Source organism: Dactylosporangium sp. NPDC048998 (genome assembly GCF_043197855.1).
In the GTDB taxonomy this organism is placed as follows: domain Bacteria; phylum Actinomycetota; class Actinomycetes; order Mycobacteriales; family Micromonosporaceae; genus Dactylosporangium.
Map to the genome: position 1 here is coordinate 74441 of NZ_JBICTV010000001.1, position 22803 is coordinate 97243.

Here is a 22803-nt window from a genome sequence, read left to right on the forward strand (position 1 = left end):
TTGAGCGGGTACCGTGCGGATCATGCCGAGTCTGACCCGTGCCGAGGCGGTCCGCCGCGCGCGGCTGCTGCGTGTGCACTCCTACGCCGTCGAGCTGGACCTCACCGGGGACGACGAGTTCGTGTCGCGGACGGTCGTCGAGTTCGGGTGTGCCGAGCCCGGGACGGGCACGTTCGCCGAGATCAAGGGCGGGCGGATCGTCAAGGCCGCGCTCAACGGGGCGGCGCTGGACGGCGACGGCCTCGACGACAACCGGCTGGCGCTCGCCGGCCTGGAGGGCGAGAACCGGCTCGAGATCGAGTTCGTCGCGCCGTACTCGCGCAACGGCGAGGGGCTGCACCGGTTCTTCGATCCCGAGGACGGCGAGGTCTACCTGTACGGGCAGGCGCCCCTCGACGACGCGCAGCGGATCTTCGCCTGCTTCGACCAGCCGGACCTCAAGGCGCCGATCGCGCTCACCGTGCTGGCGCCGCCGCGGTGGACGGTGCGGGGCAACGCGCCGCTGCGGGCGGGCCTGACCGGGGGCACAGGCGGGCGGTGGGAGTTCGAGGCCACGCCGCCGCTGTCGACGTACCTCTTCAGCCTCGTCGCAGGCCCCTGGCACGTGCTGGAGCGCGAGCACGACGGCATCCCGCTCGGCCTGCTGTGCCGGCGGAGCTTGGCGCCCTGCCTCGACGCCGACGCCGGCGAGCTGTTCGAGGCGACCGCGGCGAGCTTCGACCACTACCACGAGCTCTTCGGCGTCCGGTATCCGTTCGGCGCGTACAACCAGGCATTCGTCCCCGAGTTCTCCGGCGGCGCCGTCGAAAACCCGGGGCTGGTGAACTTCCGCGAGGAGTTCCTGTTCCGCGCCCGGGCCACCGACAGCGAGCGGCACCGCCGGTTCGTGGTGATGGCACACGAGATGGCGCACATGTGGTTCGGCGACCTCGTCACGCTCCGCTGGTGGGACGACGTCTGGCTCAACGAGGCGTTCGCGGAGTACATGGGCTGGCGGGTCGCGGCCGAGACCGGCCGGCACCCGGACGCCGCGGCCGACTTCGCGATCTGGCGCGAGCGCTGGGGCTACCTCGCCGACCAGCGCCCCTCGACACATCCGGTCGCACCTGACGGCGTCGCCGACACCGCGGTCGCGCTGCAGAACTTCGACGGCATCTCCTACGCCAAGGGCGCCGCCGCGCTGCGCCAGCTCGCCGTGCACGTCGGCGACGACGCCTTCCTCGCGGGGCTGCGGGAGTACTTCCGGCGATACCGCTTCGGCAATGCCACCCTGACCGACCTGCTGGCGGTGCTCGGCGACGCGGCCGGCCGCGACCTCACCGGCTGGGCCGAGCTCTGGCTGCGCAGCAGCGGCGTCAACACCCTGCGGCCGGTGCCCTCGCCCGCCGGCCTCACGGTGGAGCAGACCGGCCGCCCGCTGCGACCGCACCGCCTCACGGTCTCCGCCTACGCTTCGGACGGTTCGGTACTGCGTGTGCCGTGCACCATCGACGGCACGCACGCGACGATCCCGGGCCTCGCCACCGCCCCGACCGGCACCGTGCTGCTGCTCAACGACGGCGACGAGACCTATGCCAAGATCCGCTTCGACCCCTCCGGCCGCGCCGCCCTGCCGGCCGTCCTGCCCGACCTCGACGACCCGCTCGCCCGCGCGGTGGTCTGGACCGGCGTCATCGACGCCGTCCGCGACGGCGAAATCCCTGCCGCCGAGTTCCTCGCGCTGCTGGTGGCCGCGCTGCCCACCGAGCGCCAGGAGGGCGTCTTCGACGAGGTCCTCGCCTTCGCCCGCGACGCCCTCGCGCGCCGCGGCCTCGTCGCGTTCGGCCCGCTCGCCGAGGTCTGCGCGGGCGCGCTCGCCGGTGCCGCGCCGGGGACCGGCCGGCAGCTCGCGACCGCGCGGGCGCTCGTCAGCGTCGCGGGCCCCGGCGACGTACCGATGCTGCACGCCTGGCTCGACGGCCCCGGCGCCCCGGACGGCCTCGTCGTCGACGCGGACCTGCGCTGGTCGCTGCTGCTGCGCCTGGCCGCGCTCGGCGCCGCGGGCGAGGCGGAGATCGCCGCGGGGGAGCGCCTGGACCCGAGCGCGAAGGGCGCGGAGCGGGCGGCCGCGTGCCGGGCCGCGCTCCCGTCGGCGGAGGCGAAGGCCCGCGCCTGGCAGACCCTCGTCCACGACCCGAACCCGCGCCTCGCCGTGGCGAACGCGGGGGCGTTCTGGCAGCCTGGCCAGGAGGCGCTGACGGACGCCTACGTGGAGCGCTACTTCGCCGACCTCCCGGCGATGCTGGAGGGCCGCTATCCGCTCGCGGCGCTGCAGGTCGTCCGGCTGGCTTTCCCGCTGTACAGCGGGCGGGCGCTAGGGTTGGCGGAGAGCATGCTGGCCCGCACGGACCTGGACCCGCGCCTGCACCGCGAACTCTCGGACGCCGCCGACGAACTGCGCCGCTGGCCCGCCTGACCCGCCTGACCCGCCCGCTGACGTCGGCTCCACCTCACAGCTTGGGCGGTCGTACATTCGGTGCGAGCCGTTCGCCTGCCGCGAGATCCTCTCGCCAGTAGCGATATACCAAGCCGACCACGATCTCCACCGCCTCTGCCGCGACCAGGCAAGGAAGCAGATCCGCTCCGATCGGTGACTCGATGTCGAAGGCCACGATCACCGGCGGTTCTTCCCCGCTGTACCGGCGCACCAACTCCCGTTCGCCGGGGGTCGGCTCTCGGAATCTGGGGTCCCAGAAATAGATCGGGCACGCCAGATAGGCGACGTCGGTAAACACGATCTCAAGGCCATGGTGGTAGGTCAGGTCGTATCCGGCTGCCAACCGCAGGTTGGCTCCGTCGAACTGCAGCACGTCCCAGTCCGACCACGGCCCTTCGGGGAGTTCGATCACACCCGTGATCGTCTCATCGCTCGGACCTTAGTGGAGGGACTCCAGCAGGGGGAGCACCTCCGCCGGTGAAGGCATGGCGGCGATCTCGGCGCGCAAGGCTTCGGCCGCCTCGCGGTAGGAGGGCTGCCACAGCACCGCCCGCAGCGCCTCGGCGGCGTCGGCCGGCGTGCTGTCCACCGCGTCCAGCACGACGCCGGCGCCGAGCGACTCGCAGCGGTCCGCGTTGGCCGGCTGGTCGGCGCCCATCGGCACCAGCACCATCGGCAGCCCGTGCGCCAGCGCGCCCACCACCGTGCCCGAGCCCGCATGCGACACGACCGCCGAGCAGCGGGGCAGCAGGTCGGCCTGCGGGATGTACCGCTCGACGCGCACGTTCGGCGGCTGCGCGCCCAGTTCGGCCGGGTCGATCCCGGCCCCGACGGTGACGACGAGCGATATCGGCAGGTCGCGCAGGCCGCCGAGGAAGCGCGCGAAGAGGTCGCCCGACTCGGTGTTGAAGATGGTGCCGAGCGTGAAGTAGACCGTCGGCGGCGTGGTCGGCGCGGGCGGGACGAGCGGCATCGGGCGCATGGGCTGTGCGCCGGGGCGGGCCCGGAAGCTCGCCGGCACCGGGGAGATCACCAGGTGGCGGTCGAGCATCGCGAGGGACGGGTCGGCGCGCAGGCCGTGCGTGGCGCGGGTCTCGTCGAGGAGCTCGGCGAGGCCGTCGGGGCGGCCGAACGTGCCGGCGGCGAGCACTACGACCGAGGCGTGCGGGATGCCCAGCGCCTCGGCGGCGATCATGCTGCCGAAGTCGGCCTCGTCGCAGACGATGACGTCGGGGCGCCAGCGCTGGGCGACCTGCTTGGTGGAGGCGGCGCGCTCGCGGGCGATCCAGCCGCCGAAGCCGTCGCGGAACTCGAGCTCCTCGCGGTCGCGGTCGAGGCGGGCCAGCGGGCGGCGCTCGCCGTCGGGCTCGTCGGCGCCGGCGGGGAAGCCCTCGAAGTCCTTGGGCAGGACGCCGGGCCGGCCGGTCACCGCGACGGCGTGGCCCCGGTCGGCGGCGGCGCGGGCGAGCGGGAGCAGCGGCTGGAGGTGGCCGTTGCCGCCGGCGAAGGCGAAGAGGATGCGCATCGCAGCGGTCTCCAAACTTTTTTCGGCGACGTTGTCGAAGACGCCGAGCGCCGCTCGACGCGGTAGTAGAGGCTGGGCAACGGCCAGCACCTTACCGAGGAGGAACCCGAGATGCGGTACATGCTGATGCACAAGCTCGACGACTCGAACCCGGCGCTGTGGCAGCCGACGCCCGAGTTCATCGCCAAGTTCGGCGAGTACATGGAGGAGGTCAGCAAGGCGGGCGTGCTGCTCGCCGCGGAGGGCCTGCTGCCCAGTTCGGCCGGCGCGGCGATCATCCGGGTGGCCGACGGCAAGACCACGGTCACGGACGGGCCGTTCGCGGAGGCCAAGGAGGTCATCGGCGGCTTCGGCATCCTGCAGGTGCGCGACCACGCCGAGGCCGTCGAGTGGGCGACCCGCTTCGCGGCGATGTTCGATAACGTCGAGGTCGAGGTGCGCAGGGTCTCCGAGTTCGAGTAGCCGGGCGCACTATGTTGGGCCCGTGGGTACGGGTACCGATGCGAAACGTGCGATCGAGGCGGTCTGGCGGATCGAGGCGGCGCGGGTCATCGCCGGCGTCGCCCGGCTCGTCGACGACGTCGGCCTCGCCGAGGAGCTGGCGCAGGACGCCCTGGTGGCGGCGCTCGAGCAGTGGCCGTCCGAGGGCGTACCGCGCAATCCCGGCGCCTGGCTGATGACCACGGCCAAGCGCCGCGCGATCGACACCATCCGCCGCCGGCAGGTGCTGCAGCGGCACCTGCCGGCGCTGGCGGTGGAGGAGCACACGGACGCCTCGGAGTTCGATGCGGTACTCGAACAGGACCCCATCGAGGACGACCTCCTCCGGCTGATCTTCACCGCCTGCCACCCGGTCCTGAAGCCCGAGGCCCGGGTGGCGCTGACCCTGCGCATGCTCGGCGGCCTGTCCACCGACGAGATCGCGCGCGCCTTCCTCGTACCGGACGCGACGGTGGGCCAGCGCATCAGCCGCGCGAAGAAGTCGCTCGCCGACGCGAAGGTGCCCTTCGAGCTGCCCACCGGGCCGGCCCGCGCCGAGCGGCTCTCCTCGGTGCTGGAGGTCATCTACCTGATCTTCAACGAGGGGTACTCCGCGACGGCCGGCGACGACTGGATGCGCCCGGCCCTGTGCGAGGAGGCCATGCGCCTCGGCCGAATCCTGGCCGGGCTGATGCCGGCCGAGGCGGAGGTGCACGGCCTGATCGCCCTGCTGGAGATCCAGGCGTCCCGCTCGGCCGCGCGCACCGGTCCGGACGGCGAGCCCGTCACGCTGCTGGAGCAGGACCGCCGCCGCTGGGACCGGCTGCTCGTCGGGCGCGGCCTGGCCGCCCTGGCGCGCGCCGAGGAGCTGGGCGGCGGCACGTACACCCTGCAGGCCGCGATCGCCGCCTGCCACGCGCGGGCGCGCACCGCCGGGGAGACCGACTGGGCGCGCATCGCCGAGCTGTACGCCCGCCTCGCCGACCTGGCCCCGTCGCCGGTCGTCGAGCTCAACCGCGCGGTCGCGGTGTCGATGGCCGACGGCCCCGAGGCCGGCCTGGCGGTGCTCGAGCCGCTGCTGGAGGAGCCGTCGTTGCGGGGGTACCACCTGCTGCCCTCGGTCCGCGGCGACTTCCTCTTCCGCCTCGGCCGCCGCCCGGAGGCCCGGGCCGAGTTCGAGCGCGCCGCCGCGATGACCCGCAACGAACGCGAGCGCACGCTCCTGCTCACCCGCGCCGAGGCATGCGCCTGAGCTGACGGCCGCGCCTCAACCGGGCGGCACGCCGCCGGGGCGGCTTCGTGCGACAGGACGGCGTGCTGAGGCGAGGCGGGCTGCGCCCAGTGCGGGGTCGCCCGCCGTGCCCACCGGCGTACCGCGCGCCTCGAGCGTCGCGAGCACCCCGCGGCGCACCGGCGTGCCGGCGACCAGCAGGCCGCCGGCGAGCACCACCGGGGTGGCCGGGGCCGCCAGCGAGTCCAGCGTCGCGACCAGCCGCGAGGCCGCGTCGGCGACGATCGCCGCGGCGTCCGGGTCGCCGGCGTCGGCCAGCTCGCAGACCAGCGGGGCCAGGGCGCCGAACGGTGGCAGGGCGCCGGCCCAGTGGACCAGATCGTCGGGCGTCGCGGCGCCCGCGTGCGCGGCCACCGCGCGGGCCAGGGGAGCCGACCAGCGGCGCGCCGCCAGCCGGGTCGCCTGCAGCCCCAGCCACAGGCCGGAGCCCTCGTCGCCGAGCAGCCAGCCCAGCCCGTCGGCGACCCGGGCGATCTCCAGGCCGTCGACGAGGGCGGCGACCGCGCCCGTCCCGGCGATGAGCACCGCCCCGGACGGCCAGGCGCCGCCCGCGGCGAACGCCGTCACCGCGTCGCCGACCACGGCCATGTCGCAGCGCAGGCCCAGCGACCGCCACTCGGCGGCGAACGCGGCGGCGACCGCCGGGTCCGCCAGGGCGCTGACCCCGGCGACCCCGACCACGCCGGCGGCGACGGAGGCTGGGTCCAGGCTGCCGAGCGCCGACCGCAGCGCCGACCCGACGGCGCGTGCGGCCGGCGGCCCGCCGGCCGACGGGTTGCCCGGGCCGGCGGTACCGCGGCCGAGCACGACGCCCGCCGCGTCGGTGACCACGGCCCTCGACGCGGTGCCGCCCGCGTCCACGCCGACCACTACGGGGCCCACGACAGCCATGGCGTCGATGGAAGCATAGAAAATCGTTGTTGACTAGAAGTTGAAGTGGTCGTAATTTTCATCGTCAAGGCAGAACGATGAAAAGGATGACTACCATGTTAGGTGGCTCGGCGTGACGGGTGAGAGTGGCGGGCTGCTCGGGCGGCTGCGCATCGAGGGACCGACGATGCCGGACGCCCTGGCGAAGATCGCCGAGACGATCCTGGGCGATCCGGAGACGGCGGCGCACGCGAGCATCGTCGACCTCGCCGAGCGCTCCGGCACCTCGACGGCCACCGTCACGCGGTTCAGCCGCACGCTCGGCTTCAAGGGATACGCGAACCTCCGGGTGGCGATCGCGACCGAGACCGGGCGGGCCGAGCAGGCCCGCTGGGAGACCGACATCAGCGGGGACATCGCGCCGGACGACCCGCTCGGCGACGTCCTCGGGGTGGTCACCGCGGCGGACACCCGGGCGATCCAGGCGACCGCGGCCGGACTGGACGTCGGCGCGGTCGAGCGGGTCGCCGAGGCGATCGCCGGCGCCGGGCGGGTGGAGATCTTCGGGCTCGGCTCCAGCGGCACCGCGGGCCGGGAGATGGCCTTCCGGCTCGAGCGCATCCGGGTCCCGGTGTGGTACCGCTCGGACAGCCACACCGCGCTCACCAACGCGGCGCTGCTGGGCCCGGGCGACGTCGCCATCGGGCTGTCGCACTCCGGCCGCACGCGCGAGGTGCTCGAGACCCTCGCCGAGGCCGCCGACCACGGGGCGCTGACGGTGGCGGTGACGTCGTTCGGGCGCTCGCCGCTGGCCGAGGTGGCCGACGTCGTGTTCACCACCTCGGTCCACGAGACCACCTTCCGGGTCGCGGCCCTCTCCGCGCTGCACTCGCAGCTGCTGGTCCTGGACCTCATCTACGTCGCGGTGGCGCAGCGCACCTACGAGCGCACCGCCGAGGCCCTCGAGCTCACGGTGCGCGCCGTCGACGCGCACCGGGTGCCCGACACGACCAACAACCGCAAGCGACCACGGAGGGACAAGCCGCAGTGACCATCAGAAGTGCCGACTACGTCGAGGTGATCCGCGCCGCGATCGAGCGGGTGGGGACCACCCAGGGCGACAAGGTGGCGCACGCCGCCGAGCTGATGACCGCGACGGTGCAGGCGGGCGGGGTGATCCAGGCGTTTGGCTGCGGGCACTCCGAGGCGCTCGCCATGGAGATCGCCGGCCGGGCCGGCGGCCTGGTGCCGACCAACCGCATCGCGCTGCGCGACATCGTGCTCTACGGCGGCGACCCCGTCAGCGCCCTGGCCGACCCGCAGCTGGAGCGCACGCCGAGCGTCGCGCACCGGCTCTACGATCTCGCCCCCGTCAAGCCCGACGACACGTTCGTCATCGCCTCCAACTCCGGCGTCAACGGCGCCGTGGTGGAGATGGCGCGGCTGGTCAAGCAGCAGGGTCACGCGCTCATCGCGATCACGTCGCTGGAGCACTCCTCGCGCGTGGACTCGCGGCACGACAGCGGCCTGAAGCTCGGCGACCTCGCCGACGTGGTGCTCGACAACGGGGCGCCCTACGGCGACGCGTCGCTGCCGCTGCCCGGCGGCGGCGCCGTCGGGGCCGTCTCCTCGATCACCGCGGCGCTGCTGGCGCAGCAGATCGTCACCGAGGTGGTGGCGCGCCTGCTGGCGCTCGGCGTCACGCCGCCGGTCTACCTGTCCGACAACGTGCCGGGCGGACGGGAGCACAACGCAGCACTCGAGGCGCGGTACGCCGGGCGCATCCGGCGTACCGCATAAGGAGAGAAGCCGATGAACCCCTCATCCTCCGTTCGAACGTATCCGAAAAGACGCGCCGTTCTCAAAGCTCTTGCGGCGACTCCGCTGCTCAGCGCCTGTGTGACCAGCGGCGGCAACGACGAGAAGCCGGCCGCGAACACCGGGGTGAAGAGCGCGGACAACCCGCTCGGCGTCAAGGACGACGCCCCGCTCGAGGTCGTCATCTTCAAGGGCGGCTACGGCGACGACTACGCCAAGCACGCCGAGGACCTCTACAAGTCCAAGTACGCGAAGGCGAAGATCGACCACAAGGGCATCCAGAAGGTGGGCGAGGCCCTGCAGCCGCGTTTCGTCGCCAACACGCCCCCGGACGTGGTCGACAACACCGGCGCCGGCCGGCTGGACATCGCCACCCTGGTCGGGGTGAAGCAGCTGACCGACCTGGCCGAGCTGCTCGACGCACCCTCGTTCGACGACCCCAACACCAAGGTCCGCGACACGCTGCTGCCGGGCGTGGTGGACGACGGCACGTTCGACAGGTCGGTCCTGGTGCTGAACTTCACCTACACGGCGTGGGGCCTGTGGTACTCCAAGCCGCTGTTCGCGAGCAAGGGCTGGACCTACCCGAAGACGTGGGACGAGATGCTCACGCTCTGCGCCACCATCAAGGCGGCCGGCGTCGCGCCGTGGACCTACCAGGGCAAGTATCCGGAGTACATCAACGACCCGCTGCTGAGCATGGCGGCCAAGACCGGTGGCATGGACCTCGTCAAGGCCGTGGACAACCTGGAGCCCAACGCCTGGAAGGCCGACGGGCTCAAGGCCGCCGCCGAGGCGTTCGCGGAGCTGGCCGGCAAGGGATACATCATGAGCGGCTCCGAGGCGCTGTCGCACACCGAGGCGCAGGGCGCCTGGTGCCAGGGCAAGGCCGCGTTCATCCCGTGCGGCTCGTGGCTGGAGAGCGAGCAGAAGGACGTCGCGCCCAAGGGCTTCGACATGGTGATGGGGGCCGTGCCGTCGCGCACGTCGAGCGACAAGATGGGCGCGGCCGCGGTGCAGGCGGCCAGCTCCGAGTCGTTCCTGGTGCCGGCGAAGGCGAAGAACGCCGCAGGCGGGATGGAGTACCTGCGGATCCTGTTCTCCAAGCAGTCGGCGAAGGCGTTCGCGCAGAGCGCGGGCACGCTGCCGGCCGTGGCCGGGGCCACCGACGGGCTGACCCTGTCCAGCGGCCTGGGCTCGACCCGCGACGCGGTCACCGCGGCCGGCAAGGAGGCCTTCACGTACCGCTTCCGCACCTGGTACGCGCCGCTGGCCAAGGCCGTCGACGATGCGACCGGCGAACTGATGAACAAGCGCGCCACGCCCGCCGAGTGGGCCGATCGCATCCAGAAGGCCGCCGACGCGCTCGCGAAGGACTCCAGCGTCAAGAAGTACACCCGCTGATGAAGCACGGTCGGCTCCGGTTCCTGTTCGGTGCGCTCGTGCCGGCCCTGGTGCTGCACGTGGTCTTCGTGCTGTCGCCGTACGCGCAGGCGTTCTACCTCTCGCTCACCGACTGGACCGGCGTGGCCGACGAGGCGCACTTCGTCGGGGCGGGCAACTACGCCCGCCTCGGCGGCGACTCCCTGTTCCTCGACGCGGTGCGCAACAACGCCGTCATGCTCGCGGTGGTACCGCTGACCACGATCGCCCTGGGCCTGTTCCTGGCGAGCATGCTGCACCTGGGCGGCCGCGACGGCCGCAGGGGCATCGCGGGCTCCCGCGTCTACCAGATCGTGTACTTCTTCCCGCAGCTGCTGTCGCTGGTCGTCATCGCGGTGCTGTGGGGGTTCGTCTACAACCCGAACAACGGCCTGCTCAACGGAGTGCTGCGCGGGGTCGGGCTGTCCTCACTCGCCCGAAGCTGGCTGGCCGAGCCGTCCCTGGCGCTGCCGGCCGTGATGGCCGTGCTGATCTGGTCGTCGGTCGGGTTCTACATGGTGCTGTTCAGCGCCGCGATCGACTCGATCCCGAGGGAGCTGTTCGAGGCGGCCCTGCTGGACGGCGCGAGCGGCTGGGCCACCTTCCGCCGGGTCACGCTGCCGCTGGTGCGCGACACCGTGCAGGTGGCGTTCGTGTACCTCGGAATCGCCGCCCTGGACGGCTTCGCCGTCGTGCAGGTCATGACGGTCGGGCCGGGCGGCCCGGACGGCGCGACCGAGGTGATCGGGCTGTCGCTCTACCGCAACGCCTTCACCTTCAACAACTTCGGCTACGCCTCGGCGATGGGGGTCGCGCTGTTCTTCGCGACGCTGACGCTGGCCGTCCTCGCGCTGCGGGCGGGCCACAAGGAGAGGGTCGAACTCGCGTGAAACGGGTGCTTCCCCATCTGGCGATGCTCTGCTGGGGCGCGGTCACCGCGCTGCCGCTGCTGTGGGCGGTGCTCAGCTCGTTCAAGACCGACCAGCAGATCCTCAACGATCCCTGGTCGGTACCGACGACGCCGCACTTCGAGAACTGGTCGCGCGCCTGGAACCAAGCCGAGATCGGCCGGTACCTCCTCAACAGCCTGGTCGTCGTGGGCGGCGGGCTGCTGCTGACCATGCTGCTGGGCTCGCTGGTGGCGTACGCGCTGGCGCGGTACGACTTCCGCGGCAACCGGATCGTCTACTACACGTTCGTCGCGGCCATGTTCTTCCCGGTGTTCCTGGCGATCGTGCCGCTGTTCTTCGTGGTGCGGCAGCTGCACCTGCTCGGCACCTACCAGGGCCTGATCCTGGTGTACGCCGCCTACGCGGTGCCGTTCACCGTGTTCTTCCTGCACTCGTTCTTCCGCACGCTGCCCGGCGAGGTGGCCGAGGCCGCGTTCATGGACGGCTGCTCGCACGCCGGGGTGTTCTTCCGCGTCATGCTGCCGATGGCCCGGCCGGGTCTGGTCGCCGTCGGCATCTTCAATTTTCTCGGGCTGTGGAACCAGTACCTGCTGCCGCTGGTCCTCAATCCCGACCCGGACCGGTACGTCCTGGCGCAGGGCCTGGCCTCCCTGTCGGTCAGCCAGGGCTACCGCAGCGACTGGAGCGGACTGTTCGCCGGCCTCACGATCGCCATGCTGCCGGTGCTCATCGCCTACGTCGCGTTCCAACGCCACATCCGAGCCGGTATGACCGCCGGCGCGGTCAAGTAACTCCCCCCATCCCTTGCAATTGGGAGGACTCTACGTCATGTCAATCGGTAAACGTCGATCTTTGGCGGCCCTGTCCGGTGTCGCGCTCGTCGGCGCGATCGGCGCTGCCGCCATCACCGCGGCCACTGTCGGCACCGCCAGTGCCGCCGCGAACAACTGCGGATACCTGTTCGACGACTTCAACTACAGCTCGTCCTCGGACGCGACGCTGACCGCGCACGGGTGGGTGCCGCGCACCTACTCCGGCGGCCCGGGCGTGCCCGGCGCCACCTGGTCGGCCAACAGCATCTCCTTCCCGACCAGCGGCGGTCAGAAGGTCATGCAGCTGACCGCGTCCACGGACGGCACCAGCGGGGGAACCAACCAGGCCGAGCTCTACACCAGCCAGAAGCGGTACTTCGAGGGCACCTACGCCAGCCGGATCCGCTTCACCGACGCACCGCAGAGCGGCAACGACGGCGACCACATCAACGAGACGTTCTTCACGATCAGCCCGCTCAACGGGGATCTCGACCCGACCTACAGCGAGCTGGACGTCTCGGAGTACCTGCCCAACGGCGGGTGGGGCGAGACCGGGCCGATCAACTACCAGACGACCTGGTACACGTACCGCAACGACCCGTGGTACGCCGACAACGTGCACTCGGAGGAGCGCAAGAGCTTCGACGGCTGGCACGACCTGGTCGTCACCGTCTCCAGCGGGCACGTCATCTATTACATCGACGGCCAGCAGGTCGGCGACCACTCCGGCAAGTTCTACCCGCGCCAGACGATGACCATCAACTGGAACCTGTGGTTCATCGACACCGCGGCGCACACCGGCGGCCTGAGCACCTACATCGAGCAGGTCGACTGGGTCCTGTACGCCAAGAACCAGGTCCTCACCCCGAGCCAGGCGACGGCCCAGGCGGCCGCCTACCGCAGCGCGGGCAACACGTTCACCGACACGGTGGACTCGCCCGGCCCGTGCGTGACCCCGTCCGGCTCCGCGACGCCGTCGACCTCGGCGTCGCCGTCCAAGTCCCCGTCGGCGTCACCGTCACCGTCACCGTCGACGTCCACCCCGCCGGCCACCAACTGCTCCACCGCTTCCGAGTGGTCGTTCAGCGCGGTGTACACGGCCGGCCAGACGGTCAAGCACGAGAAGAGCGCCAACGGAGACCCGAACGGCCCGCCGTCGGGCCAGGGCAAGCACCTGTGGCGCGCCAAGTGGTGGACCCAGGGCTCCGAGCCCGGCTGGACCGCCAACTGGGACGACCTCGGCCACTGCTGAGTCCGCGGTACCCCTGGGGCCGGCGCCTCCCACCGGGGCGCCGGCCCCTCCACGGATGCGGACCGTTGCTGACCGCTTCCCGCCGTACCGTCGCCGCGTGAGGATCACCACGCGAACGCTCAACCGCACCTATCTGCGCCGTCAGCTGCTGCTCGATGCCGTGCCGCGCGCCGTGCCGGACGCGGTCGCCCACCTCGTGGCGGTGCAGGCGCAGGAGGTCGACGCGCCGTACGTCGGCCTGTGGGCGCGCCTGCCCGGCTTCACGCACGAGCGGCTCACCGAGGCCCTCGAGGACCGCTCGGTGGTCCGCGGCGGCCTGCTGCGCGGCACGCAGCACCTCACCGCGGCGCAGGATTACCGCTGGCTGCGCCCGCTCATCAGGGCCGGCATGGGCCGCGGCGGCCTGTCCGCGTTCCGCCGCCAGATCGAAGGCCTGGACCTTGCCGAGCTGGCGGCGGCCGCGACCGAGGCGCTGTCGGGCCGGATCCTGACCCGCCCGCAGCTGGCGCGGGAGCTCGGCGCGCGCTTCCCGGGCCGCGAGGCGATCGCGCTGGCCTGGGCGGCCCAGCACCAGCTCTCCCTGGTCCATCCGCCGCCGTCCGGGACGTGGCGGCGCCGCGGGCACGTGCGGGTCGCCCTGGCCGAGGACTGGCTCGGCGCCCCGCTCGAGGAAGACCCAAAACCCGAAAGGCTCCTGCGGCGGTACCTCATGTCGTGCGGCCCGGCCACGCACGGCGACCTGCAGATCTGGTCGGGCCTGCGCCGGCTGCGCGACACGGTCGAGGCGCTGCGCCCGGGCCTGCGCGTCTATCGTGACGAGGACGGCCGCGAGCTGTTCGACCTGCCGGACCTGGACCTGGCCGACCCGGACCAGCCCGCCCCGGTGCGGTTCCTGCCGGAGTTCGACAACCTGGTCCTGAGCCACTCCGACCGCGGCCGCATCATCGCCTCGGCCGCCGACCGTGCCGTGGTCTGCCCCGGCTACTCGATCGTCCGCCCGACGTTCCTGGTCGACGGCTTCGTCGCCGGCACGTGGTCGATCGAGCCGGGCCGCCTGGAGGTGGTGCCGTTCCGCCCCCTGCCCGACCCGGCCGAGGTCCACGCCGAGGCGACCCGCCTGCTGCAGTTCCTGCAACTGCCCACCGGCACCGACGTGAAGCTCCTGGCGTAGACACCCGGCCCGCGCTCAGAAGAGGGTCAGCGGCTCGATGGGCTCGGGGGTGGGCAGTGGCGGGAGGTCGGGTACGCGGGCGCGGACCTCATCGTGGAAGCGGCGGGCGAGTTCCGGGGCGTCCGCGTTGTCCGGGGTGTGGATGAAGACCGTTGGCGAGCGGCCCTCCAGCAGCCACGCGGCGGTGACCGCGACCCAGCGCCGCCAGCCCTCGACGGTCCGCGCGGGGTCGTCGCGGCCGAGGTACCGGACGATCGGATGGCCGGTCAGGGCCTCCTCGCGCAGCGGCGTGCGCGGCTTTTTGGTCCAGGCGTCGCGCTCCGCGTCGCTGGTCGGCGGGGTCTGGAAGAACACGGTCGTGTCGAACGGGATCCACTCGGCCGCCGCGGCGGTGAGGACCGTCTCGAGCTCCCGCGTCGCCCGCGGGTCGGCGAAGAAGGCGGGGTGGCGGACTTCCACGGCGTAGCGGTACGACGCCGGGAGCCGGCGCAGGAACGCGGCCAGCGCCGGCACGTCCGCCGGGGCGAACGAGCCCGGCAGCTGGATCCACAGCGCGTGGGCGCGTGGGCCCAGCGGCTCGATCGCGTGCAGGAAGGCGCGTAGCTCCTCCTCGGCGCCGGCCAGCCGGTGCTCGTGTGTGACGGCGCGCGGCAGCTTGGGCAGCAGGCGGAAGGCCGGATCGGTCTGCTGCGCCCATGAGGCCGCGGTCTCGCGGGACGGGGTCGCGTAGAACGTGGTGTTGCCCTCGACCGCGTTGCACCAGCCCGCGTACGCCCGCAGGCGCTCGCCCGCCGGCAGCGGGTGCGCCACGAAGCGGCCCTGCCAGGCCTTGAGGGTCCACATCGCGCAGCCGACGTGGAGCGGCGGTGGGGTCACGGTGGCGTCTCCGAAGCACGACCTCGTCCTCACCGCGGCGCGGGAGGCATTCGCGGAACACGGTACCGAGACCTCGCCGCGCGACGTCGCGCGGCGGGCCGAGGCCGGCCCCGCGCTAGCCTTGCGGCGTGAACCGGGACGAAACGGGAGGCGTCGTGGCACGGGTCGTGGTGGTCAGCGGTGGCGGCACAGGCATCGGGCGCGCGGTCGCGCGGCGGTTCCGCGAAGAGGGCGACGAGGTGGTGATCGTCGGCCGGCGCGCGGAGGTGCTCGACCTCGCCGCCAAGGAGATGGATGCGGTACCCGTGGTCGCCGACCTCGCCGAGCCGGAGGGCGCCCTGTGCGTGGCCGACGAGGTCGAGCGCCGATACGGTCGCGTGGACGTGCTCGTCAACAACGCCGGCGGCAACGCCGAGCTGCGTCTGCCGGACGGCCTGCCGCAGGGCGACGGCCGCTCCCGCGCGGTGGCGTGGACGGCGTGGCACTGGACCGCGAACTTCCGCGCCAACGTCCTGACCGCGGCGCTGCTCACCGAGGCCCTGCGCGACCTGCTGTCCCGCGACTCGCGGGTCGTGCTGGTCAGCTCGATCGCGGCGATGCGAGGATCGGGTTCCGGCTCCTACGCGGCGGCGAAGGCCGCGTTGCACCCGTACGCGATCGACCTGGCCGGCTCGCTGGGCCGCCTGGGCGCAACCGTGAACGTGGTGGCACCCGGCTTCATCGACGAGACGGAGTTCTTCGCCGGCCGCATGACCGACGAACGCCGCGCCACGCTGGTCGGCCAGACCCTGAACGGCCGGGCCGGCTCGGTGGAGGACATCGCGGCCACGGTGCTCTGGCTGGCGTCACCGGCGGCCGGCCACGTGACGGGTCAGATCATCCAGGTCAACGGCGGCGCTGTCGCCGGCCGCTGACGCCGCCCGCGCTGCGGGGTGGCGCCGACCGGCAGGCACGTCCGCCGTGATCACGGAGTGAGCACTTCGTGATCACGGCGAATCCCGTGCCCGCCGCGCCGAGGCGCGCTCAAGCCAACAGCGCCGCGAACTCCGCGCGGCCGTATGCGGTGCCGGCGATGCCCCAGCCGCCCTCGGCGGCCTCGGTCAGCAGGACCCACGTGCGGCCGGCCTGGGTCGGGTCGCCACTCAGCTCCGTGACGATCCGCGTCGCCTCGGCCACCAGCTCCTTCTGGCCCTCGCGGCTCAGCACGCCGGGCGGGGTGAGCACCTGCACGCGGACCGTGCGCGCGGCGCCCGTCGCGGCCGTGTGCACGGCCTCCGGGGGCATGCGGTGCACGTACGCACCGGTGTTGTTCGTGTGTGCCGGGCCCGGCTCGGCCACGCCCTCGGCGTGCAGCAGGGCGGCGGTCAGGCGGGCAGCGAGCTCGCGGTCCGCGCCGGCGGGGAAGAGGTCGGCGGGCGCGTACACGTCGATCATGGGCATGGCGGGACTCCAACCTTGGGGACGACTATGCTGATCGTCATAGAACGTAGATTATGCCGACCGTCATAGTCAAGGAGTCGCAGGTGGCAGGCGAGGTGCGGGGCAGGATGGTCGAGGGCGCGGCGCTGCTGCTGGCGAAGCAGGGGCTGCAGGCGACCTCGTTCTCCGAGGTACTGAAGGCGACCGGCGCCCCCCGCGGCTCGATCTACCACCACTTCCCCGAGGGCAAGGACCAGCTCGTCGACGCGGCCCTGGACCTGGTGGCGAGCCGGATGCTCGACGGGCTGGCGCAGCAGGGCGGCCGGGGCGCGGTGGAGGTCACCGAGTATGTGCTGGGCGCCTGGCGGTTCGTGCTCGAGCGGTCGCAGTTTCGCGCCGGGTGCGCCGTGCTCGCGGTGGCGGTGGCGGCGGACTCGCCGGGGCTGCTGGAGCGCGCGGCCGCGATCTTCCGCGCCTGGCGCTCGTGCCTCGCCGAACTGTACGTGCGGGCCGGCCTCGCGCCGGCGGTCGCGGCGCGGTTCGCGACGTCGGTCATCGCGGCGACGGAGGGCGCGGTCGTGATGAGCCGCGCCGAGCAGAGCCTGGAGCCGCTCCGCCTGGTTGGCGAGGACCTCCTGGAGCAGGCCCGACGCCTGTCGGCCCCCTGACCCGCGGGCGGGCGCGGCGCCCGCCGGCGGGATAGGGGGATCCGACCGGCGGGCGCCGCGATTGGCTGTCCGGGGGTGCCGGCCTTACTCCGCGGTGAAGGTCACCCGGCGACGGCGGCGAAGGGCCACCACGAGGACGGTGCCACCCGCGATCAGCGCGGCACCCGTACCCACCATCGGCAGCGTGTTGGAGGAGCCGGTGACGGGCAGGCCGGGCGTGGAGGACGACGACTCCGGGGTCGGGGTCCGCGGCGACGGCGGGGCCGACGAGGGCGGGGCCGACGACGGCGGCGTGGACGGCCGGCTGGGCTTGCAGTCGCCGCTCAGGTGGTCGCGCCATCACCGACGAGCCCGGTTTCGGTGCGCTGCCGCTGCGATACCGCACACAACGCCGAGGCGCGCCGCCGAGGTGCCGGAGTAGGGTCGCGCCGGTGGAGACGCCGCAGATCCTTCACGTCGCGTCGCGGCTGACGCTGCCGCAGCTGCAGGCGGCCGAGGTCCTGTCGCTGCGCGCGGCGGGCACCCGGCGGCGGGATCTGGCGCGGGCGCTCGGGGTCGCCGAGGACGACGCCCGGCTCGCCGCGGCGCTGCTGGCGCTGTTCGAGTCGGGGCTCGCCTGGCCGGACGCGGACGACGACGCGTGGATCCGCACCGTCGCGCTGCACGAGGTGCTCGCCAACGGCTACGGGTTTGGCCGGGCCGCCGAGCACGAGCTGCGGTACCTGCAGCTGGAGCAGCTGCAGCGGATCGCCCACGAGCTCGGCGCACCGGTCGGGCGGGACCACCGGCGGCTGGTCGCGGTGATCGGCGCGGCGCTCGCCGACCCGGACGTCGTGCGCGAGCAGTTCCGGGCGGCGCCGCGGGTGGCCCAGGACATCCTGCTCGACCTGGCGGTGGGGGAGCCGTACTACTCGGATCCGAACGCGTTGATGGCGCTGCGCAACAGCCGCCGCGCCTCGCCGCTGCGGTGGGCGGTCGACCACGGGCTGCTCATCTTCAACGCCTACTACGGCGCGGCGATCTCGATGCCCAGCGAGGTCGGCGCCGCGCTGCGCCCCGACTTCCGGGCCGACTTCGACCCGTCGCCGCCTGCCCCGCCGTCGGTGACGGTCAGCGCCGAGATGGTCGACCGCGAGGGCGCGGCCGCCGCCCGGGCCGCGCTGGCGTCCGTGACCACGCTGCTCGAGGAGTGCGGACGCACCCCGGTGCCGATCCTCAAGGCGGGCGGCATCGGCCTGCGCGAGGTACGCAAGCTGGCCCGGCTGCTCGGCACCGACGAGGAGGGCGTGCGCTTCTGGCTGACCGTCGCGGGCATGAACGGCCTGATCGGCATCGCCGGCGACCGCGTGGCGCCGTCGGCCGAGTTCGACGACTGGCTCAAGCTCGAGCCCGCCGAGCAGTTCGGCTGGCTCGTCGACGGCTGGTTCCAGATGCCGGCCTCACCCCTGCTGCTCGACGGGCGCCCCGCCCTCGTCGGCGGCGAGCACGACGGCGCCAGCGCGCTGCTGCGCGTGACGCTCGCCGCGGTGCTCGCTTCGCTGCGCACCGGTCGCGGCGCGGCCGGCGTCGAGGGCCTCGCGACGATGCTGGCCTACCTGCGGCCGCTGGTGGCCGGCGACGCCGAAGAGGTCGTGCCCATGGTGGAGGCGCTCTGGCGCGAGTACGAGCTCATGGGCGTGGGCGCCCACCGCGCCCCGACGGCCCTGTGCCACGCCCTGGCCGCGGGCGACGCCGACCGGCTCGCCAAGGCGCTGCACGCGTTCCTGCCCGCGGCCGAGGAGACGGTACTGCTGCAGAGCGACCTGACGGCCGTGGCGACCGGCACCCCGTCGGCCGCGCTGAGCGCCCTGCTCGACCTGGCCGCCGACCGCGAGTCGCGCGGCGGCGGTTCCACGTGGCGGTTCACGGAGTCCTCGGTACGCCGGGCCTTCGACGCCGGCACCGCCGCCGAGGAGCTGACGACCCGGATCCGGGCCGCGGCCGCGGGCGGGCGGGTCCCGCAGCCGCTGGAGTACCTGATCGCGGACCTGGGCCGCAAGCACGGCAACGTGCGGGTCCGGACGGTGGGCTGCGTCCTGCGCAGCGACGACACGGCATTGCTCGGCGAGATCCGGCGGGTGAAGAGCCTGGCCCGCCTGGAGCTGACTGAGCTGGCCCCGACGGTGCTGTCCAGCGCCCTGCCCGCGGCGGAGACCCTGGCCGCCCTGCGCGCCGCCGGCTACGTCCCGGCCGCCGAGCACCCGGACGGCACGATCGCGTTCGAGCACCCGACCCGTCACCGCGCCGACGCCCCGCCCGATGCGGAGCCGACAAGGTCCTGACCTCCGGAGGACCGTCTTTGAGGCGCCCGATGCCCGTCCGTCGCCCGGGCTTGCAATAGCCTGATCCGGTGCCCACGATTCGCATCGTCGCCGCAGTGATCCGGGATGCCGAGGGGCGGTGGCTGCTCGTGCGCAAGCGGGGGACGAGCGTGTTCATGCAGCCCGGTGGCAAGCTCGAACCAGGTGAGGCGGCCGCCGACGCGCTGGTCCGGGAGCTGGCCGAGGAGCTGGGGTTGCGGGTCGGAGCCGACCAGCTCGGGCACGTCGGCCGGTTCAGCGCACCGGCGGCGAACGAGGCGGGTTGCACCGTCGACGCCGACGTCTTCACCGCGCCGCTCGGCGGCCCGGTCGAACCGCTGGCTGAGATCGAGGAAATACGCTGGATCGAGCCGACCCGGCCGGGCGATCTGCGGCTGGCGCCGCTGCTGCGTGATCACTTGCTGCCGCGAGCGCAAACCCCGCGCACCGCGGCCGCTGATCTGGTGTGACGGTCGGAACAGCGGTGTGAGATCGGCACGCGCACGGGTTAGTCTGAGGCATGCTTGAACGTGTTCAAGTTCTCGGGGTGCTGCCGCTGTTCTGGGATCGCCTCACCGTCGCGGCCGGGGTCGCCTACGCCGGACTCATCTCGATACCGCTGGTGATCGAAAACCCGGACCTGGCGATGTTCTACGTCATCGGCTTGGCCGTGGTAACGCTCCCGCTGGCGTTCCGTCGGCCCGCCGGCTTTCGCGTCGCGTCCGGCGTGGCGGCATTCCTGCTGGTGCCGTTGGCGCTGTTCGGTGTCTTCTTCGCCTTGCACCTGTATCTGCCGGCCATGCTTCCGCTCGTCGTGGCCGCCATGCCGCCGCCCAAGCGGCATCAGCGGGAGAAGTTCATCGCGACCGGGAGCGTGCTCGCAGCAGCGCTGGTGGCGTTCGTGGCGTTTGCCTGGTAGCCCTGGCCGGCACGCCAGGGCGAAGGGCAGAGGTGGGCGGACGGCATGCGGTCACCGCAGGTGGCGGTCCAGGAAGTCGATGACGGCCTTGGTCAGGGCGAGGCGGTGGTCGGAGAACGCGTGGTCCGCCGGGAACGTCGCGTGTTCGAACCGTTCCGACGAGCCGTAGGCCTCGACGACCGGGGCATGGTGCAGCGGCGGCGGCGCCACAGTGTCGTTGCCGGCCGCCACGAGCAGCACCGGGCGGCCGTCGAGCGCGTCGGCCAGGCCGGCCAGGCGCCACGCCGGGCCCGCCGCGCGCATCTCGTCGAACAGCGCGTCCGCGCTGGTGCCCTGCAACGGTAAAAGGTCCGAACCGAACATCGCGTGGGCTTCCCGCCGTGCCGTATCCGGGGCCTGGGCCACGGCGCCGAAGTCGAAGGAGGCCAGCGCCGCCACCGCGCGGACGGAAGGGTCGGCGGCGGTGGTCATCAGCGCGGCGAACCCGCCCAGGCTGTGGCCGACCAGCGCCACGCGGTCCGGATCCAGCGAATGCTCCGCGGCGAGGGAGCGCACGGCGGGGATCGCGCGGGCCGCGTCGGCCAGGACGTTGCCCCACGAGTACGTGCCGCCGACGCCCCACGACCCGCGGTAGTGGAAGACCAGCGCGGCGTAGCCGGCCCGGCGCAGCGCCTGCGCGAGGTCGAAGTTGCGCTCGTTGCCGGGGAAGCCGTGCAGCAGTACCGCGATCGGGTGAGGGCCGGGGCCGGCCGGCACGTGCAGCACGCCGAGGAGGGGGACGCCGGCGCTGTCGAACCGCACCTCCGGGGTGCGGGCCGCCGGGCGCAGCGCGGGGTCCGGGTCGTGCATCCAGCGATCGGTCACCCCGCGATCATCCCAGGCCCGGATGCGCACTTCGTACAAGGCCGGGGCGGGCCCGAGGGCGCAGAATCGGACGTATGACTGCCAAGCCCGTGAACCTGACCGAAGCGCTCGCGTCGTTCATCGAGGTGTACAGCCCGCGCATCGTGGCGCGTATGAACGACTACGACGTGCGCGTCGCGCACACGCTCGGCGAGCACGTCTGGCACACGCACCACGACACCGACGAGTTCTTTCTCGTGCTCAACGGGCGGTTCGACATCGCGATCCGGGAGGCCGACGGCCACGAGCACACCGTCGTACTGTACGAGGGCGACACGTACGTCGTGCCCCGCGGTACCGAGCACAAGCCCTCGTCCCCGGGTGGCTCGATCCTCATGTTCGAGCCCACCGGCACCGTGACGACCGGGGACTCCCACGCCGGCGAGATCCCCGCCCACGTCGACAGCACCACGGGCCACGACCTGATCAACTGACGCCGGCGGCCTGTGGCTATTCGGCCAGGTAACGCTCCACGGAGGCGACCTTCTCGTCGAGCCGGCCGGCCGCGCCCTCGCGCCAGTCGACCTTGATCACGGTACTGGTGCGGGGTGCCCTGGCCTGGACCACCGACACGGCCGCCTGGACCACGGCCATGACCTCCTCCCACGTCTCACCCTCGACGGTGGTGAACATGGCGTCGGTGCGGTTGGGCAGCCCCGACTCCCGCACCACGCGGACCGCCTCGGCGACGAGGGCCCCGACGTCCTCGCCGGTGCCCAGGGGCGTGACGCTGAACGCGACAAGTACAGACATGCCAGGAACGCTAACCTCTTCAGCGTGCGAGTGTTGATCACCAACGACGACGGCATCGCCGCGCCCGGCCTCCGCGCGCTGGCCCGGTCCGCCCGCGAGCACGGCCACGACGTGGTCGTCGCCGCCCCGCACCGCGAGGCCAGCGGCTCGGGCACGGCGCTGACCGCGGTCACCGACGGCGGCCGCCTGCTGCTGGAGGCGGTCGAGCTCGACGGCCTGCCGGACGTGCCGGCCTATTCGGTCGCGGCGTCGCCCGCGTACATCGCCGTGCTGGCCGCGATCGGCGCCTTCGGCCCCGCCCCGGACGTGCTGCTGTCCGGCATCAACCGCGGCGCGAACGCCGGCCACGCGATCATGCACTCGGGCACCGTCGGCGCCGCCCTGGCCGCCGCGAACGAGGGCCTGCGCGCGCTGGCGGTCTCGCTGGACATCTTCACCGCCCTGTCCGCGACGGGTGCCGACAGCGGCGCCGCCCTCTCCGCGTCCGGCAACCCCGACGACGACGCGCTGCACTGGGACAGCGCCGGCACCCTGGCCGCGCGCCTGCTGCCGTGGCTCTCGCAGGCCCCGCCCGGCACGGTGCTCAACCTCAACGTCCCGGACCGCCCGCTGCCGCGGATCCCGGGCCTGCGCCGCGCGACGCCGGCCCCGTTCGGCCAGGTCCAGATGACGCTGGCCGAGGCCGGCCACGACTTCGCGCGCATCACGGTCGCGGTGCGCGAGGACGAGCACCCGCCCGGCACCGACCTGGCCCTGCTGGCCGAGGGCTACGCCACCCTGACCGCGATCCGCCCACCCGCCGAGGACCCGTCCGTCACACCCCCGACCGACTGACGCACCGTTGTCATGGCCCAAAGCTATTGCCGCGGTACGGCGGGGCACGTCCGCCGCCGGGTGC

Annotated in this window: 26 protein-coding genes; 18 read left to right on the top strand and 8 right to left on the bottom strand. The window is 73.1% G+C overall.

Annotation, left to right across the window (positions count from 1 at the left end; genetic code table 11):
• Positions 1–22 precede the first annotated feature (22 nt).
• Positions 23–2455, top strand: coding sequence for an aminopeptidase N (gene pepN, locus ACGFI8_RS00390; RefSeq protein WP_392797818.1), 2433 nt, complete (start codon positions 23–25; stop codon positions 2453–2455).
• A gap of 34 nt (positions 2456–2489) precedes the next feature.
• Here pepN and ACGFI8_RS00395 read toward each other — a convergent pair whose 3' ends face one another.
• Together ACGFI8_RS00395 and ACGFI8_RS00400 are read right to left on the bottom strand one after the other, a co-directional pair.
• Entirely contained in the window at positions 2490–2888 is a 399-nt protein-coding gene (locus tag ACGFI8_RS00395) for a hypothetical protein (RefSeq protein WP_392797821.1), read from the bottom strand.
• Between the two features lie 27 nt (positions 2889–2915).
• Positions 2916–4001, bottom strand: coding sequence for a glycosyltransferase (locus tag ACGFI8_RS00400; RefSeq protein ID WP_392797824.1), 1086 nt, complete (start codon positions 3999–4001; stop codon positions 2916–2918).
• 111 nt (positions 4002–4112) lie between these two features.
• On the opposite strand from ACGFI8_RS00400, the gene ACGFI8_RS00405 reads away from it, so the two are divergent.
• Positions 4113–4463: a YciI family protein gene (locus ACGFI8_RS00405; protein WP_392797826.1), complete on the top strand. Its 351-nt coding sequence runs from the start codon at positions 4113–4115 to the stop codon at positions 4461–4463.
• Between the two features lie 22 nt (positions 4464–4485).
• Positions 4486–5733: an RNA polymerase sigma factor gene (locus ACGFI8_RS00410; protein ID WP_392797829.1), complete on the top strand. Its 1248-nt coding sequence runs from the start codon at positions 4486–4488 to the stop codon at positions 5731–5733.
• A gap of 15 nt (positions 5734–5748) precedes the next feature.
• Here ACGFI8_RS00410 and ACGFI8_RS00415 read toward each other — a convergent pair whose 3' ends face one another.
• Positions 5749–6663, bottom strand: a complete 915-nt coding sequence (locus ACGFI8_RS00415; protein WP_392797831.1) for a BadF/BadG/BcrA/BcrD ATPase family protein — start codon at positions 6661–6663, stop codon at positions 5749–5751.
• Between the two features lie 112 nt (positions 6664–6775).
• On the opposite strand from ACGFI8_RS00415, the gene ACGFI8_RS00420 reads away from it, so the two are divergent.
• The 7 genes from ACGFI8_RS00420 to ACGFI8_RS00450 all read left to right on the top strand — a co-directional run bounded on the left by ACGFI8_RS00420 (position 6776) and on the right by ACGFI8_RS00450 (position 14028).
• Positions 6776–7693 carry a MurR/RpiR family transcriptional regulator gene (locus ACGFI8_RS00420; protein ID WP_392797834.1) on the top strand — a complete coding sequence of 306 codons (918 nt, stop codon included), beginning with the start codon at positions 6776–6778 and terminating at the stop codon, positions 7691–7693.
• Positions 7690–8442, top strand: coding sequence for a sugar isomerase domain-containing protein (locus ACGFI8_RS00425; RefSeq protein WP_392797837.1), 753 nt, complete (start codon positions 7690–7692; stop codon positions 8440–8442). The genes ACGFI8_RS00420 and ACGFI8_RS00425 overlap by 4 nt, the downstream gene beginning before the upstream one ends.
• Before the next feature lie 12 nt (positions 8443–8454).
• Positions 8455–9864, top strand: coding sequence for an N-acetylglucosamine/diacetylchitobiose ABC transporter substrate-binding protein (ngcE, locus tag ACGFI8_RS00430; protein WP_392797840.1), 1410 nt, complete (start codon positions 8455–8457; stop codon positions 9862–9864).
• Positions 9864–10772, top strand: a complete 909-nt coding sequence (locus ACGFI8_RS00435) for a carbohydrate ABC transporter permease (protein ID WP_392797842.1) — start codon at positions 9864–9866, stop codon at positions 10770–10772. Before ngcE ends, ACGFI8_RS00435 begins: the two co-directional genes overlap by 1 nt.
• A 23-nt stretch (positions 10773–10795) precedes the next feature.
• Positions 10796–11584: a carbohydrate ABC transporter permease gene (locus ACGFI8_RS00440; RefSeq protein ID WP_392799551.1), complete on the top strand. Its 789-nt coding sequence runs from the start codon at positions 10796–10798 to the stop codon at positions 11582–11584.
• Positions 11585–11621: 37 nt separating this feature from the next.
• Positions 11622–12857, top strand: a complete 1236-nt coding sequence (locus ACGFI8_RS00445; protein WP_392797846.1) for a glycosyl hydrolase — start codon at positions 11622–11624, stop codon at positions 12855–12857.
• Positions 12858–12954: 97 nt separating this feature from the next.
• Entirely contained in the window at positions 12955–14028 is a 1074-nt protein-coding gene (locus ACGFI8_RS00450; RefSeq protein ID WP_392797848.1) for a winged helix DNA-binding domain-containing protein, read from the top strand.
• A gap of 15 nt (positions 14029–14043) precedes the next feature.
• On the opposite strand, the gene ACGFI8_RS00455 is transcribed toward ACGFI8_RS00450, so the two are convergent.
• Positions 14044–14871, bottom strand: a complete 828-nt coding sequence (locus tag ACGFI8_RS00455; RefSeq protein ID WP_392799553.1) for a DUF72 domain-containing protein — start codon at positions 14869–14871, stop codon at positions 14044–14046.
• A 188-nt stretch (positions 14872–15059) separates the two neighbouring features.
• Between ACGFI8_RS00455 and ACGFI8_RS00460 the strand changes: the two genes are divergently transcribed.
• A complete protein-coding gene (locus ACGFI8_RS00460; protein ID WP_392799556.1) occupies positions 15060–15818 on the top strand; it encodes an SDR family NAD(P)-dependent oxidoreductase in 759 nt (252 codons plus the stop codon).
• A gap of 109 nt (positions 15819–15927) precedes the next feature.
• Here the strand turns inward: ACGFI8_RS00460 and ACGFI8_RS00465 are convergent, their stop codons facing one another.
• Positions 15928–16344, bottom strand: a complete 417-nt coding sequence (locus ACGFI8_RS00465) for a 4-oxalocrotonate tautomerase family protein (RefSeq protein WP_392797851.1) — start codon at positions 16342–16344, stop codon at positions 15928–15930.
• A 53-nt stretch (positions 16345–16397) separates the two neighbouring features.
• Between ACGFI8_RS00465 and ACGFI8_RS00470 the strand changes: the two genes are divergently transcribed.
• A complete protein-coding gene (locus tag ACGFI8_RS00470) occupies positions 16398–16991 on the top strand; it encodes a TetR/AcrR family transcriptional regulator (protein WP_392797854.1) in 594 nt (197 codons plus the stop codon).
• 84 nt (positions 16992–17075) lie between these two features.
• Here the strand turns inward: ACGFI8_RS00470 and ACGFI8_RS00475 are convergent, their stop codons facing one another.
• A complete protein-coding gene (locus ACGFI8_RS00475; RefSeq protein WP_392797857.1) occupies positions 17076–17168 on the bottom strand; it encodes a hypothetical protein in 93 nt (30 codons plus the stop codon).
• A 7-nt stretch (positions 17169–17175) separates the two neighbouring features.
• Between ACGFI8_RS00475 and ACGFI8_RS00480 the strand changes: the two genes are divergently transcribed.
• The 4 genes from ACGFI8_RS00480 to ACGFI8_RS00495 all read left to right on the top strand — a co-directional run bounded on the left by ACGFI8_RS00480 (position 17176) and on the right by ACGFI8_RS00495 (position 20249).
• Positions 17176–17412, top strand: coding sequence for a hypothetical protein (locus tag ACGFI8_RS00480; RefSeq protein WP_392797860.1), 237 nt, complete (start codon positions 17176–17178; stop codon positions 17410–17412).
• Positions 17413–17422: 10 nt separating this feature from the next.
• Positions 17423–19312: a helicase-associated domain-containing protein gene (locus ACGFI8_RS00485; RefSeq protein WP_392797862.1), complete on the top strand. Its 1890-nt coding sequence runs from the start codon at positions 17423–17425 to the stop codon at positions 19310–19312.
• 68 nt (positions 19313–19380) lie between these two features.
• Positions 19381–19800, top strand: coding sequence for an NUDIX domain-containing protein (locus ACGFI8_RS00490; RefSeq protein ID WP_392797865.1), 420 nt, complete (start codon positions 19381–19383; stop codon positions 19798–19800).
• A gap of 77 nt (positions 19801–19877) precedes the next feature.
• On the top strand, positions 19878–20249 hold the full coding sequence (locus tag ACGFI8_RS00495; RefSeq protein ID WP_392797867.1) for a hypothetical protein: 372 nt from the start codon (positions 19878–19880) through the stop codon (positions 20247–20249).
• A gap of 51 nt (positions 20250–20300) precedes the next feature.
• Here the strand turns inward: ACGFI8_RS00495 and ACGFI8_RS00500 are convergent, their stop codons facing one another.
• Entirely contained in the window at positions 20301–21113 is an 813-nt protein-coding gene (locus ACGFI8_RS00500) for an alpha/beta hydrolase family protein (protein ID WP_392797870.1), read from the bottom strand.
• Positions 21114–21187: 74 nt separating this feature from the next.
• Here ACGFI8_RS00500 and ACGFI8_RS00505 point away from each other — a divergent pair, with 74 nt between their 5' ends.
• The gene (locus ACGFI8_RS00505) at positions 21188–21586 is read left to right on the top strand and encodes a cupin domain-containing protein (RefSeq protein ID WP_392797872.1); all 399 of its coding nucleotides are present in this window, start codon (positions 21188–21190) and stop codon (positions 21584–21586) included.
• A gap of 16 nt (positions 21587–21602) precedes the next feature.
• On the opposite strand, the gene ACGFI8_RS00510 is transcribed toward ACGFI8_RS00505, so the two are convergent.
• Positions 21603–21905, bottom strand: a complete 303-nt coding sequence (locus ACGFI8_RS00510) for an MTH1187 family thiamine-binding protein (protein WP_366230607.1) — start codon at positions 21903–21905, stop codon at positions 21603–21605.
• Positions 21906–21929: 24 nt separating this feature from the next.
• Between ACGFI8_RS00510 and surE the strand changes: the two genes are divergently transcribed.
• On the top strand, positions 21930–22739 hold the full coding sequence (surE, locus tag ACGFI8_RS00515) for a 5'/3'-nucleotidase SurE (RefSeq protein WP_392797874.1): 810 nt from the start codon (positions 21930–21932) through the stop codon (positions 22737–22739).
• Positions 22740–22803 lie beyond the last annotated feature (64 nt).

Bases quoted from the DNA above. Each gene is read 5' to 3' on its own strand.
- ACGFI8_RS00475 (WP_392797857.1), bottom strand. From the start codon at position 17,168: ATGGTGGGTACGGGTGCCGCGCTGATCGCGGGTGGCACCGTCCTCGTG.
- ACGFI8_RS00405 (WP_392797826.1), top strand. From the start codon at position 4,113: ATGCGGTACATGCTGATGCACAAGCTCGACGACTCGAACCCGGCGCTG.
- ACGFI8_RS00510 (WP_366230607.1), bottom strand. From the start codon at position 21,905: ATGTCTGTACTTGTCGCGTTCAGCGTCACGCCCCTGGGCACCGGCGAG.
- ACGFI8_RS00445 (WP_392797846.1), top strand. From the start codon at position 11,622: ATGTCAATCGGTAAACGTCGATCTTTGGCGGCCCTGTCCGGTGTCGCG.
- ACGFI8_RS00400 (WP_392797824.1), bottom strand. From the start codon at position 4,001: ATGCGCATCCTCTTCGCCTTCGCCGGCGGCAACGGCCACCTCCAGCCG.
- ACGFI8_RS00455 (WP_392799553.1), bottom strand. From the start codon at position 14,871: ATGTGGACCCTCAAGGCCTGGCAGGGCCGCTTCGTGGCGCACCCGCTG.
- ACGFI8_RS00470 (WP_392797854.1), top strand. From the start codon at position 16,398: ATGCCGACCGTCATAGTCAAGGAGTCGCAGGTGGCAGGCGAGGTGCGG.
- ACGFI8_RS00465 (WP_392797851.1), bottom strand. From the start codon at position 16,344: ATGCCCATGATCGACGTGTACGCGCCCGCCGACCTCTTCCCCGCCGGC.
- ACGFI8_RS00435 (WP_392797842.1), top strand. From the start codon at position 9,864: ATGAAGCACGGTCGGCTCCGGTTCCTGTTCGGTGCGCTCGTGCCGGCC.
- pepN (WP_392797818.1), top strand. From the start codon at position 23: ATGCCGAGTCTGACCCGTGCCGAGGCGGTCCGCCGCGCGCGGCTGCTG.
- ACGFI8_RS00440 (WP_392799551.1), top strand. From the start codon at position 10,796: ATGCTCTGCTGGGGCGCGGTCACCGCGCTGCCGCTGCTGTGGGCGGTG.
- ACGFI8_RS00505 (WP_392797872.1), top strand. From the start codon at position 21,188: ATGACTGCCAAGCCCGTGAACCTGACCGAAGCGCTCGCGTCGTTCATC.
- ACGFI8_RS00415 (WP_392797831.1), bottom strand. From the start codon at position 6,663: ATGGCTGTCGTGGGCCCCGTAGTGGTCGGCGTGGACGCGGGCGGCACC.
- ngcE (WP_392797840.1), top strand. From the start codon at position 8,455: ATGAACCCCTCATCCTCCGTTCGAACGTATCCGAAAAGACGCGCCGTT.